This window comes from Flavobacterium sp. (assembly GCF_031411595.1).
Lineage (GTDB): Bacteria > Bacteroidota > Bacteroidia > Flavobacteriales > Flavobacteriaceae > Flavobacterium.
Map to the genome: position 1 here is coordinate 1 of NZ_JANOBI010000017.1, position 12,919 is coordinate 12,919.

General features: G+C 38.2%; 12 protein-coding genes. All 12 read left to right on the plus strand.

Translation table 11 applies throughout. The features are described 5' to 3' along the window. Positions 1-93 precede the first annotated feature (93 nt). The 12 genes from RMO03_RS02840 to dut all read left to right on the plus strand — a co-directional run bounded on the left by RMO03_RS02840 (position 94) and on the right by dut (position 12,765). The gene (locus RMO03_RS02840) at positions 94-594 is read left to right on the plus strand and encodes a F0F1 ATP synthase subunit B (protein WP_309640572.1); all 501 of its coding nucleotides are present in this window, start codon (positions 94-96) and stop codon (positions 592-594) included. A gap of 1 nt (position 595) precedes the next feature. Then, positions 596-1,129: an ATP synthase F1 subunit delta gene (gene atpH / locus RMO03_RS02845; protein WP_309640573.1), complete on the plus strand. Its 534-nt coding sequence runs from the start codon at positions 596-598 to the stop codon at positions 1,127-1,129. Between the two features lie 17 nt (positions 1,130-1,146). Beyond that, entirely contained in the window at positions 1,147-2,724 is a 1,578-nt protein-coding gene (gene atpA / locus RMO03_RS02850) for a F0F1 ATP synthase subunit alpha (RefSeq protein ID WP_309640574.1), read from the plus strand. 79 nt (positions 2,725-2,803) lie between these two features. Continuing rightward, positions 2,804-3,664 carry an ATP synthase F1 subunit gamma gene (gene atpG, locus RMO03_RS02855; RefSeq protein ID WP_309640575.1) on the plus strand — a complete coding sequence of 287 codons (861 nt, stop codon included), beginning with the start codon at positions 2,804-2,806 and terminating at the stop codon, positions 3,662-3,664. A gap of 192 nt (positions 3,665-3,856) precedes the next feature. Next, positions 3,857-4,516 carry a hypothetical protein gene (locus RMO03_RS02860; RefSeq protein WP_309640576.1) on the plus strand — a complete coding sequence of 220 codons (660 nt, stop codon included), beginning with the start codon at positions 3,857-3,859 and terminating at the stop codon, positions 4,514-4,516. After that, positions 4,516-5,640 carry a hypothetical protein gene (locus RMO03_RS02865; RefSeq protein WP_309640577.1) on the plus strand — a complete coding sequence of 375 codons (1,125 nt, stop codon included), beginning with the start codon at positions 4,516-4,518 and terminating at the stop codon, positions 5,638-5,640. Before RMO03_RS02860 ends, RMO03_RS02865 begins: the two co-directional genes overlap by 1 nt. Before the next feature lie 27 nt (positions 5,641-5,667). Continuing rightward, the gene (locus tag RMO03_RS02870) at positions 5,668-7,482 is read left to right on the plus strand and encodes an OmpA family protein (protein ID WP_309640578.1); all 1,815 of its coding nucleotides are present in this window, start codon (positions 5,668-5,670) and stop codon (positions 7,480-7,482) included. Between the two features lie 53 nt (positions 7,483-7,535). Further along, on the plus strand, positions 7,536-8,306 hold the full coding sequence (locus tag RMO03_RS02875; protein ID WP_309640579.1) for a hypothetical protein: 771 nt from the start codon (positions 7,536-7,538) through the stop codon (positions 8,304-8,306). Positions 8,307-8,312: 6 nt separating this feature from the next. After that, entirely contained in the window at positions 8,313-9,143 is an 831-nt protein-coding gene (locus tag RMO03_RS02880) for an ATP-binding cassette domain-containing protein (RefSeq protein WP_309640580.1), read from the plus strand. An 11-nt stretch (positions 9,144-9,154) separates the two neighbouring features. After that, positions 9,155-10,672 (plus strand): AAA family ATPase, encoded by a 1,518-nt coding sequence (locus RMO03_RS02885; protein WP_309640581.1) that lies wholly within the window; start codon positions 9,155-9,157, stop codon positions 10,670-10,672. 71 nt (positions 10,673-10,743) lie between these two features. Further along, on the plus strand, positions 10,744-12,210 hold the full coding sequence (locus tag RMO03_RS02890; RefSeq protein WP_309640582.1) for an oligosaccharide flippase family protein: 1,467 nt from the start codon (positions 10,744-10,746) through the stop codon (positions 12,208-12,210). Positions 12,211-12,330: 120 nt separating this feature from the next. Continuing rightward, on the plus strand, positions 12,331-12,765 hold the full coding sequence (dut, locus tag RMO03_RS02895) for a dUTP diphosphatase (RefSeq protein ID WP_309640583.1): 435 nt from the start codon (positions 12,331-12,333) through the stop codon (positions 12,763-12,765). Positions 12,766-12,919: the final 154 nt, after the last annotated feature.

Sequence of the window (12,919 nt, forward strand, 5' to 3'; positions counted from 1 at the left end):
GCTGTATAATTCTTCAAAACAAAAAGCTGTAACGGTTGGTTGCAGCTTTTGTTTAAAAAATTAAATTAAAAGAATACAATTAAAAGACATACTATGGAAAAGTTAATAAATGATTTTTCGTTTGGATTATTTATCTGGCAAACAATAATTTTTGTGGGATTGATTTTCTTATTGAAAAAATTTGCTTGGAAACCTATTTTGGATGCCGTTAACGAAAGAGAAGAAGGTATAAAAAATGCTTTACTTTCTGCAGACAACGCCAGAAAAGAAATGCAAAACCTTCAAGCTGACAATCAACGTATTTTGCAAGAAGCAAGAATGGAGCGCGACGCTATGCTTAAAGAAGCACGTGAACTCAAAGAGAAAATGATCGCTGATTCTAAAAATGAAGCTCAAATTCAAGGACAAAAAATGATCGAGCAAGCCAAAGCGGCTATCGAAAGTGAAAAAAATGCTGCTATGGCAGAATTGAAATCTCAAGTTTCATCGTTGTCTTTAGAAATTGCTGAAAAATTGTTGAAAGACGAATTATCTAACAAAGAAGCCCAAGTAAAATTGGTTGAGAAAATGTTGGGTGACGCTAAATTAAACTAACATGAGTAGTACAAGAGCAGCAATTCGTTACGCCAAAGCCATCTTAGACATTGCCAATGATAAAGGTGTTGCAGAAGCTGTAAATAACGACATGACTTCTATCGCTTCCACGATTAATGGGAATTTGGAGTTGGATACGTTTATCCAAAATCCAACGATTAAAGTTGAGGTTAAAGAACAAGCTTTATTGTCGGTTTTTGCTAATGTAAATCCTGTAACCAACAGCTTATTTCATTTGTTATTCGAAAACAAACGATTTGAAATTTTGGAATATATTGCAGTAGAATACATCAAATTATTCGACGTTCAAAACAACATTGAAGTAGCAAAAGTAACGACAGCCATTGCAATGGATGCAGCATTAGAAGCAAAAGTGTTGGCTAAAATTGCTACGTTTTCAAACAAGAAAATTACCATTGAGAATACCATTGATCCGGCTATTATAGGTGGATTTATATTAAGAATAGGTGACAAGCAATACAATGCTTCTGTTGCCAACAGATTGCAAGTATTAAAAAGAGAATTAAGTAACTAGTTATTATATCAATAATTATGGCGGAAATTAAACCTGCTGAGATTTCAGCAATATTAAAAAAGCAAGTAGAAGGATTTGAATCAGGTGCTACTTTAGAAGAAGTAGGATCGGTTCTTAATGTTGGAGATGGTATTGCTCGTGTATACGGGTTATCGAATGTTCAATACGGTGAGTTGGTAGAATTCGACAACGGTCTCGAAGGAATCGTTTTGAATCTTGAAGAAGATAATGTAGGTGTTGTTCTTTTAGGACCATCAACAGGTATCAAAGAAGGATCAACAGCCAAAAGAACACAACGTATCGCATCGTTAAAAGCGGGCGAGCAAATGGTAGGACGTGTAGTCAACACCCTTGGTTTTCCAATTGATGGAAAAGGACCAATCGGTGGCGATTTATACGAAATGCCTTTGGAAAGAAAAGCACCTGGAGTTATCTTCCGTCAACCAGTAACAGAACCATTACAAACCGGAGTAAAAGCAGTTGATGCGATGATTCCAGTAGGTCGTGGACAGCGTGAGTTGGTGATTGGTGACCGTCAAACCGGTAAATCTACGGTGTGTTTGGATACAATTCTAAACCAAAAAGAATTCTACGACGCAGGAAAACCAGTATTTTGTATCTACGTAGCCATCGGACAAAAAGCTTCGACGGTTGCCGGAATTGCAAAAATGCTAGAAGAAAGAGGCGCAATGGCTTATACAGTTATCGTTGCAGCTAATGCTTCTGATCCTGCTCCAATGCAAGTATATGCTCCGTTCGCAGGTGCTGCTATCGGTGAATATTTCAGAGATTCAGGCCGTCCGGCTTTAATCGTTTATGATGATTTATCAAAACAAGCAGTAGCTTACCGTGAGGTATCTCTTTTGTTAAGAAGACCACCGGGTCGTGAAGCATATCCTGGAGACGTTTTCTACTTACACTCTCGTTTGTTAGAAAGAGCTTGTAAAGTAATCGCGAATGATGACATTGCAAAAAACATGAACGACTTACCGGATTCTTTAAAAGGAATTGTAAAAGGTGGCGGTTCATTAACAGCATTGCCAATCATCGAAACCCAAGCTGGTGACGTTTCTGCATACATCCCAACCAACGTAATTTCTATTACTGATGGTCAGATTTTCTTGGATGGAGATTTGTTCAACTCGGGAGTTCGTCCTGCGATCAACGTAGGTATTTCGGTATCTCGTGTTGGAGGTAACGCTCAGATTAAATCGATGAAAAAAGTATCAGGTACATTAAAACTAGACCAAGCACAATTCCGCGAATTGGAAGCGTTTGCAAAATTCGGTTCTGACCTTGATGCTGTTACATTAAACGTAATCGAAAAAGGAAAAAGAAACGTTGAAATCTTAAAACAAGATTTGAACGATCCGTATACAGTAGAAAATCAAGTAGCGATCATCTACGCAGGTTCTAAAAACTTGCTAAAAAGTGTTCCTGTGAATAAAGTAAAAGAATTTGAAAAAGACTTCTTGGCTTATATGAACAGCAAACACAGAGATACGCTTGATGCTCTAAAAGCAGGGAAATTAGATGACAACATTACTGACGTTATCGAAAATGCCGCTAAAGAAATTTCAGCAAAATACAACTAATTAATAATTTGAAGATTTGGAAATTTGAAGATGATTATACATTTTCAAATTTTCAAATCAGATAATTTTCAAATTACATATGGCAAACTTAAAGGAAATCCGCAATAGAATCACTTCCGTTTCATCTACGATGCAAATCACATCGGCAATGAAAATGGTTTCTGCAGCAAAGCTTAAAAAAGCACAAGATGCGATTACGGCGATGCGACCTTATGCCGAAAAATTAACGGAATTATTGCAAAATCTCTCGACTACACTTGATGGTGATATTGGAGGTGAATTTACGACCCAACGCGAAGTAAAAAGAGTTTTGATTGTTGCAATCACTTCCAACAGAGGTTTGTGTGGTGCATTCAACAGCAATGTGATTAAAGAAGTGAAAAGCCGCGCTGAATTTTACGCAGGAAAACAAGTGGATGTTTTTGCCATAGGTAAAAAAGGGCACGATGTTTTAAAGAAAACACAAGAAGTTATTGGCCATCACAACGCCATTTTCGATAATTTGACTTTTGAAAATGTAGCCAATATCGCCGATGATATTACGAACAAATTTCTTTCAGGAGAATATGACCGTGTTGAATTAGTCTACAACCAATTCAAAAATGCTGCGACTCAAATTATTCAAAACGAACAATTCTTGCCATTGGCACCAATAGTTTCTGATACAGTTGCTTCTTCAGGAGATTATATTTTCGAACCTTCGATGGAAGAAATTGTGTTGACTTTGATTCCAAAATCACTCAAAACACAATTGTATAAAGGCATCAGAGATTCATTCGCTTCTGAACACGGAGCGCGTATGACGGCTATGCACAAAGCAACCGACAACGCAACGGAACTCAGAGATCAATTGAAACTCACCTACAACAAAGCGCGTCAAGCTGCCATTACCAACGAAATCTTAGAAATTGTTGGTGGCGCTGAAGCATTGAAAGGATAAAAAAATCAGATTTAAAACAAGGAAAGCCGGCAGAGATTGTCGGCTTTTTTATTTGGATTCAACTCAATCTTTTTTAAAACAACTATAAATTGATTAAAAAAAGTAGATTATATATACAAATCGTTTATTTTTATAAAAATTTTAAACCGAGTCAATGACACGGTGTTAACAAAAACAAACGACTAAACAAAAATGGCAAAAGAAAGTTTTAACTGGAAGAGCATTTTTATAAATGACCCCCAAGAAAATATTCCTAAAGAAACCGAGCCAACATCTTCACAATTCTCAGACAATAAATTCCCGGATCAAGCGACAAATATTGTAGCCAGTTCTACGAACCCATACATGGAGGAAGTCTACAAAACGTACGACAAAGGGTTTGATTCATTGAATTCTGAGGGTTTTGACTTTTTTGAACTCTACAAATCTGTTATGGCTGTCGGCCCTACAAATCCCCAAAGTTACCAGATGGCATACGCTATGGGGAAAACAATCAACTCGGGATTAACCAAAGATTTTCTTTTGGAAAAAGCACAATATTACATTTCCGAAATTGAAAAAGTCTATACCAAATACGACACGACGGGTAATTCCAAAAAGAAAGATTTGAACGACAGCATCAATAAAGAAAAAGATACACTTTCAAAATCGATAGTTGATCTAGAAGCTAAAATTATTTTAATGCAGCGCGAAGTGGAAGCTAAAAAAGCGGAATTTAAAAAAGTAGATCCCCAAAGCATCGCTGAATTAAATGAAATTCAACTTAAAATTGAAGCCAATAATCTTGCAAAACATAAAATCCTGGACTCAATAAATACCGTTGTCACAGGCATAAACCAATATTTACAATAATGGACAGCAAATACGAACAAGAAAGAAGCACCCTTTTAGAACTCCCGATTTTAAAACATTTTGATGAATCTAAAGGAGAAATCGCTTTAAAAACTAACGTTTTAAAAAAAGGTGAAAAATCATTATTTTGGGCTCTAGCCATGGGGTTATTGGGTATTGGAGGTTATCTGACCTGGACCTATATCATCCCGCCATTGTTTACAATGCTCGGTCAGGCAATTGCATTATCAGCAACCGGCATTTTTCTGGTTTTCCTTGTGATGATGTTTCCGGTAATCATGAAAGGACTGCGCTTTGCAACAAAGAATATCCATAAAGCTTTAATCCAAAGTAATCCTTTTAATGAACTTGAAGAACAAAAACTGAAGATGGTCAAGAACCGCGAAGTTTTTAAAAATACGAAGGCCAAGCTCAAAGGACTCAAAAACGAAATGGAAATCGAAGCAGGAAAAGCAGAAAAGGAAGCTAAAGATTATCAGGAAGAAGTCCTGAGTCTAAAACGCCAATGCGAAAAGCTAAAATCTGCCATGGATGAAATGGTCAAGATTAATGGTATTGGTGCAAAAGATACAGACGAATATGTAGCACTGCAAAGCGAACTCGCGAAAAAATTAAGTGACTCTCAACGCATATCCACGCAGTACGAACAAAGCAAAAGTTTTATCCAGAAATACGGAGTAAGAGCTAATGTTTTAGGTAAAATGGACAGAAAACTTACTTTGGCAGGCACAGCAATCGACATTAAGATTGCCGATTTTGATGCTACCGTGAAAATGCTCCAGAAAGAATATGAGTTTGCTCAGAATGCTAAAGAAGCGACTGAAAGTGCAAAAAGCGCCATGATGTTTACAAAAGATTGGGAATTGGAATATGCACTCGAAGTGGTAACATCTACCATCGCACAAGATATTGCCAGAACTTCTGAAAACCTAATCGATATAGACGCATTGACATCAAAATATTCTGTCGATAATGATGAGTTGTATGCAAGGCTCGACTCTCTTGCAGATGAAATCAAAACCGGCGAAAATACGATTCCAGATTCAAACAAATACTCAAGTCCGAATTACAAACTAACCAAAGATGACAAGCTCAACAACGGTGGATTTGGTGATATTTTTTAAAAACAAAACAAACTAATTGATAACAAAATGGGAAAAATTTTAAGAACGCAAAAACTGACCACATTATCAGAATTGCTCATTGTTTTAGTAGGTATAGGTGGAGTTTTGGGAGGTATTTATTGGCTTTCACCGGGAATTCGTACTTCTGTTTCCAAACAATTGAACGGAATCGAACTCAACAGCACCGATGTAAATAATGTGACCAGCGCAGATAAAATGGCGCTTCCTTCTAAAGAAATTTCTTCGGAGGTAAACAGCAAACCGCTTGTGAGAATCGGCGGCTATGCTTGGAATGCTGAATCGGGAATTATTGTATCCAATGGCGGGCCTAAAACAACCAAAGGATCATTGATGGAAAAAAACGGTGTCAATCTCGAGATTATCCGCCAAGATTGGCTTTCTGAATTGCGTAATATGCAGATGAAATTTATCGAGGAATTCGACAAAGGAGAAGCTTTTCCAACATCAGACAAAAGTATTTTCGCCGTAATGATTATGGGCGATGGCGCACCATTTTATATTAGCTCTGTTCAAAAAGCACTCGATGAGAAATACGGAAAAGACAAATACCATTTACAGGTCATGGGTGCCATCGGAATGAGCTTTGGAGAAGACAAACTGATTGGCCCTCCAAGCTGGAAATCAAATCCAAAGTCGATGAAAGGGTCTGTAATATCAGCGGTGTTGGGAGATGGCGATTGGGTAACGACCGTTAATTATTGCTTCGCCAACGGATTGAAAGTAAATCCTGACCCGACAACTTATGATGCTGATGCGGTCAATATTTATCCTTCTGAAAATGATGATTATATTAAGTCGGCTGAGGAATTAATTAAATCTCAAACAACAGGTTGGACCGTTTCTTTGAAAGAAGTTTCAAATGGTAAGCTAACCGGAAAAACAGTAAGTAGAAAAATTGACGGTTGTGCTACTTGGACACCGGGCGATAAAACCGTTTTTGACAAATTATCAGGATACATTGATATCGTTTCTACAAAAGAATTCAACAACCAGATGCCAGCCGCTTTGATTGGTGTGAAGGAATGGGCTGAAAAGAATCCGACAATTGTTTCTAATATTTTAAAATCAGCACTTACAGCTTCAAACCAGATGAAAAATTATGACGAATGGAGAGTGAGAGCTTCCGAAGCAGTATCAGAAACATACAAAATGGAAACGCCTCAATACTGGTATAAAATGTTCAAAGGCGAACAAGGCACAAAAGCTGGCTTGACTTATAACATGGGGGGTTCTAAAGTTTTTAATTATGCCGATGCCATGCAGTATTTTGGATTGAGTGACGGTGTGAATAGATACAAATCGGTATACAATCAGGTTTCAACCTATCTTAAAGAATTGAATCCATTCGGGTTTAATGAAAATGTGGGAGCCGTCGTTCCTTATGATAGCGCCGTTAATTTATATTATTTAAAAAACATCAATGACATCGAATCTGGAGCAGCCGAAAAAGCAGATTACTCCGCACAGGCTACTGAAGTAGTCGCTTCTGGCGAATGGAGAATTAATTTCAATTCTGGAAGCGCTGAAATCTCGGGAACTTCCGGAAAAGAACTCGAAAAAATATACAACCTGTTGATTCAAGCAGAAAATACCAAACTAACACTTGTTGGTCATACCGACAATGACGGAAATCCAACAGCCAACCAAGTATTGTCAAAAGCAAGAGCGCAGGCGGTTGTGAATTACTTAGGTCAAAAAGGCATTCCTGCAAGCCGTTTCCAAATGGTTGACGGTAAAGGTCAGAACGAACCTGTAGCAGACAATAGTACACAGGCAGGAAAAGCTAAAAACAGACGTGTAGTCATCACGTTATTAAAATAACTAATAATAATAAGGCTGTCAGTTCCGACATTTCGGGAGACAGCCTTTTTTCTATGAAAAAATTTTTCACACCTTTCGAAAAGATTACCAAATCAACCAGAACAGTTATCTTGTTGTGTTGGATTGTAATGGTTTTTGTAGCCTGGTTTGTCGGAACAATGGGAACAAAACATTTATTTCCGGCACCGAATCAGGTATTAAAAGGATTCACAGATTTGTATGCGGAAGGTCTTGTCGTACACATCTTTAATTCGTTGTCATTGTGTTTTCTTTCGATATTCATCGCAGTACTATTGTCGGTGTTGTTCGCCTATACGTGGCCCATTCCATTGTTGAAACCAGTCTCGGAATTCATCACAAAATTTAGATTTTTGCCGTTTACAGGGTTGTCATTCTACATCACGCTGATCATTCATGACGCACGCAATATGCAAATTTGGATTATGGTCATTTTCCTGACTACCTTCCTAACGACTTCTTTAATTGCAGTCATCAAGGATATTCCAGAAGAAGAATTCGACCACGCTAAAACTTTAGGATGCAACCGTTGGGAAGTTTTATGGCAGGTTATTGTTCTAGGTCGCTTAGATTATGTCATTGATGTCATCCGCCAAAATCTTGCAATCACCTGGATGATGCTGGTCACCGTAGAATCGATTGTGGTGGCGTCGGGAGGACTAGGGTTCTTGATTAAAAACTCAGACAAATTCATGAACCACGGAAGGATTATCGCGCTACAGATTATCATTTTATTAATTGGACTTGCACTCGATTCAGGAATCAATTTTTTAAGAAAAGCAGTTTTCAGATATTCAAAAATATAACAGAAAATGAAACACGAATATAAAGAAACGCTTCTGTATGTAGAAAACCTAAGCGTGGCTTATGATGGCAATATCATTATTAAAGACATTTCGATTACCGAAAAAGATGTAGTTCGCGAAGGCATAAAAAGCACAGGACAAGTAATTGCAATAGTGGGAAGATCCGGAAGAGGAAAATCTACTTTTTTCAGAGCTTTGACAGGATTGATACCGATGAATACCGGAAAAATACTCATCAAGGATTTCGAGGCTAAAGAACCCTATACAGCAAAGGCAGTAAAAGAAGGCGACATTGGTTTTGTTGATCAGAAGTATACATTGTTCCGTCATAAAACCGTCAATCAAGCGTTGAAATTCGCTTTGCGTAAAAGCAAATTATCAGAAAACGAAAAAGACCAAAAAATAAAAGAATACATCAATAAATGGGGATTGGAATCGTGTGTCGATAAATACCCTAACGAACTTTCGGGCGGACAAAGACAACGCACAGCAATCATCGAACAATTGTTTTCTTCGGATCAATTTATTGTTCTTGATGAACCATTTTCAGGCCTTGATGTCGGCAATATTGAAGAAGTAAAAAAATCTTTTGAACTCCTTAGCGAATCTTCTGATTTTAATACCATTATCTTTTCGACACATGACATAGAGTTAGCACTCGAACTGGCACAATGTATTTACGTAATCGGTTACCCAACAATAAACGGAAAAAAGCAAAACTACGGCACCGTCGTAGCGCATTACGACTTAAGGGAAATGGAATTGGCATGGAAGGATTATTGTGACGACCATGCGAAATTGTCAAAAGAAATTGTACATCAAATGATGATATCTTAATTGGCAACACTTTGAAAAATAAGCGAAGCCTAATTTCATTGCTCGAAGATTCATTCCTGTCATTAAAAGATTCTATAGAATCTGAAATAAACAACAATGTCATGGTTTTCAACGCAGATTATATCGAACAACTCAAAAATGAAACTATAGGAATTCTTGCGTTATGTGAAGTTTTGAATGCAGATTCGGGTTTTGTTCAAAAAGCCAATGCGCTTGTAGCGAAAAATCAAACGAATGGATTGCTATTGAAAGCGCAACACTTCTTCATATCCGATATCATCGCCGCATACAATAATAATCTCGGAAGCGAAAACGATAAATCCCGGTTTGCTCTTGCTTATTATTATGACGCTTTGCGCAATAAGCATTTCGCAGATCAAAATGCAGTACAAACACTCAATAAACTTGCTGCCAGCGATGAATTCAAAACGCATCTTAAAAAAATTTCCAACGATAATAGTATCATGCACGTGAATGCTGAAAAGTATTTTCTGCTGCCGGTTTTATCGGAAATGAAAAGCCCTAAAGTGGATGAAGTTTCAAAGAAAATTCAGCAGTTTCTTCTATCCGCATTTGATTCCAACGCCAAAAAAGATATTGAAATTACAGCTGTAAAAACACAAGAAGTCAATGCTCAAAATAGTCAAACAACTAATTTTCCGCCCGACGATACGCTCGAAAAAGTACTCGAAGAACTTCATGCACTTGTCGGACTTCAAGCCGTAAAGAACGACGTCAACGAATTAATCAACCTTCTTGAAATTCAGAAAAAAAGAACCGCCGAAGGTTTAAAAAACATCGAAGTCACACTGCACACTGTTTTTTTAGGTCCACCCGGAACAGGCAAAACTTCCGTAGCAAGATTACTGAGCAGGCTATACAAACATTTAGGGTTTCTGTCTCGGGGACAACTTTACGAAACCGACCGCGAAGGATTGATTGCCGGTTTTGTCGGGCAAACAGCAACCAAGGTAGACAAAGCCGTGAATGAAAGCCTCGGCGGTGTACTATTTGTTGACGAAGCTTATGCTTTAACACAAAACGCATTTGGGAATGATTATGGAGCTGAAGCAGTGAATACTCTAATCAAAAGAATGGAAGATCATCGCGAAGATTTAGCTGTTGTCGTGGCTGGTTATACTGAGCCGATGCATTTGTTTATCGAATCGAATCCGGGTTTGAGATCGCGCTTCAACCGATTTTTCCATTTCGATCATTTCACACCTGAACAACTGTTTCAGATTTTTGAATCTTTCTGCAAAAACTCCGATTTTATTATCACAGCAGATGCCAAGGAAAAACTTATCGATACTTTTGAATTGCTTTATTCTAAAAAGGATGAGGGCTTTGGAAACGCCAGAGTCGTCAGGAATCTGTTCGAGAAATGTGTGCAAAAACAAGCAAATCGTATTGTGAAACTAAAAAAACTTAGTCCAAATGTTTTGAAAACGTTTACCGAAGAAGACATTCCTGAGCCAAAAAAAACCGAAATGCAGGTGTTTATGAAAAGCCCTAATGCGGAATCGTAACAGCCTAATCATAAAATAAATAAGCAACCAAACAAATCCTTATTTTTGTTTCAAACCTAAAATCAAATTCATTGGAACTTTACAAAAACCTTTTCAAACAAACCGCCATCTACGGACTAGCCACCGTATTGCCGCGCATGTTTAGTTTCTTGCTAGTTCCAATCTATACTGATTTATTGCCCAAAGAAGCCTACGGAAAAGTATCCATTATTTTCTCTTGGATGATTTTCTTCAATGTGATTCTGGCTTACGGCATGGAAACTTCTTTCTTCCGCTTTTACAACAAAGAAACCAACAAAAAAAATGTCATCGAAACCACCACAGTTTCTATTTTTTGGACATCAATATTGTTCTTATTTCTAGCATTGTTATTCAGAAATGCACTAGCGAATTCATCAGGAATCGATGTGCAATACATCACCTACACCATTTGGATTTTAGTCCTAGACGCACTCGTTATAATCCCATTCTCCAAACTCAGAGCCAACCAACAACCGATGTATTACGCTACCATTAAAATCGGAAACGTTGTCATCAATTTGTTGCTCAATCTGTTTTTTCTAATCGCTTTACCCAAAATCGCCCAAGCCAATCCAAGCGGATTTCTTAGTACTTTCTATTTCGATGATTTCCAAATCGGATACATTTTCGTCTCCAATATTATCGCAAGTTTAGCCACATTCCTCGCGCTGTCACCCAATTATTCTCAAGTCAAATGGCATTTTGATTTTGATCTTTGGAAACGCATGATGCGTTACGGTCTGCCCATTCTAGTAGCTGGAATCGCATTCGCCATCAACGAACAATTTGATAAAATCCTACTCGGAAAACTATTGCCCGCCAATATCGCTGACTCCGAAGTGGGCGTATATTCCGCGTGCTACAAACTCGGCCTGTTCATGGTATTATTCAGAACCGCGTACACATTAGGCATAGAGCCATTCTTTTTCAGCCACGCCGACAAAGAAAACGCCACCCAAACCTACGCCACGGTCACCAAATATTTCGTGATTTTCGGTTCCTTCATCATGCTCAGCGTAATCGTTTTTGCCGACCTATTCAAAATGCTGATGATCCGTGATTCGTCATATTGGGAAGCCATGAAAGTAGTCCCGCTCATCATCCTAGCCAACTTCTTCTTGGGCATCTACACCAACTTATCAGTCTGGTATAAACTCATCGACAAAACCCATATCGGCGCGTGGATATCGATTGTAGGCGCAATAGTCACGCTGGTACTCAACTTTCTGCTGATTCCAAAATACAGTTACTACGGTTCTGCGATTGCCACGATTGCCGCCTACGGAAGCATGATGTTGATTTCGTATTTCATGGGCAACAAATACTACCCAATTCCATACGACAAGAAAAAAATCGGAAGTTATCTAGGTTTGTCAATCCTTTTTTCAATCCTGTCATTTTACTTCTTCCGTGAGAATTACTTCGTTGGAGCCGCTTTACTCATCGCATTTTTATATTTTATATACCACAACGAAAAAGAAACTTTACAACGTATTATCAATCGTAAATCGAATTAGGAGCTTTATCCCGCTATACACTCCCAATCTTGTCATTGCGAGCTTGCGCGGCAATCTCCCAATGCCAAGGATTTTCCCTTCTATCGGGGCTAGGGCAATTCACAAAAATAAAACAACATCATGGAAATCAAAATCATCAACCAATCCCAACACGCTTTACCAAACTACGAAACCATCGCCTCTGCCGGCATGGACTTACGCGCAAACCTCACCGAATCCATAACCCTAAATCCACTCGAAAGAGCCATTGTAAAAACCGGATTGTTCATAGAATTACCCATTGATTACGAAGCTCAAGTACGCCCAAGAAGCGGACTAGCAGCCAAAAAAGGAATTACGGTTCTCAACTCACCTGGAACCGTAGATGCCGATTACCGCGGCGAAATCGGAGTCATTTTAGTAAACCTGTCCAACGAACCATTCGTTGTCGAAAACGGCGAACGCATCGCACAACTCATCATCGCCAAACACGAAAGAGCAACATGGATTGCAGTAGAAAAATTATCAGAAACCTCACGCGGTGAAGGTGGTTTTGGGAGTACTGGAGTGAAGTAGGTTTTACAATTTCGAAATTTTGAGATGAAGACCGCAAGATTTTGTATATTCATCAAACTATATTTAACCAACCTTAAATAAACATTATGAAAAATCTTTTGAAAAGCACCTTGTATTTAGCTGTTTTTGCTTTGGCCGGAATTTTATTCCAAAT

What these genes read in the sequence shown, in the direction of transcription:
- RMO03_RS02840 (WP_309640572.1), top strand. Translation starts at nt 94, where the DNA reads ATGGAAAAGTTAATAAATGATTTTTCGTTTGGATTATTTATCTGGCAA.
- atpH (WP_309640573.1), top strand. Translation starts at nt 596, where the DNA reads ATGAGTAGTACAAGAGCAGCAATTCGTTACGCCAAAGCCATCTTAGAC.
- atpG (WP_309640575.1), top strand. Translation starts at nt 2,804, where the DNA reads ATGGCAAACTTAAAGGAAATCCGCAATAGAATCACTTCCGTTTCATCT.
- RMO03_RS02860 (WP_309640576.1), top strand. Translation starts at nt 3,857, where the DNA reads ATGGCAAAAGAAAGTTTTAACTGGAAGAGCATTTTTATAAATGACCCC.
- atpA (WP_309640574.1), top strand. Translation starts at nt 1,147, where the DNA reads ATGGCGGAAATTAAACCTGCTGAGATTTCAGCAATATTAAAAAAGCAA.
- RMO03_RS02870 (WP_309640578.1), top strand. Translation starts at nt 5,668, where the DNA reads ATGGGAAAAATTTTAAGAACGCAAAAACTGACCACATTATCAGAATTG.
- RMO03_RS02880 (WP_309640580.1), top strand. Translation starts at nt 8,313, where the DNA reads ATGAAACACGAATATAAAGAAACGCTTCTGTATGTAGAAAACCTAAGC.
- RMO03_RS02865 (WP_309640577.1), top strand. Translation starts at nt 4,516, where the DNA reads ATGGACAGCAAATACGAACAAGAAAGAAGCACCCTTTTAGAACTCCCG.
- RMO03_RS02875 (WP_309640579.1), top strand. Translation starts at nt 7,536, where the DNA reads ATGAAAAAATTTTTCACACCTTTCGAAAAGATTACCAAATCAACCAGA.
- dut (WP_309640583.1), top strand. Translation starts at nt 12,331, where the DNA reads ATGGAAATCAAAATCATCAACCAATCCCAACACGCTTTACCAAACTAC.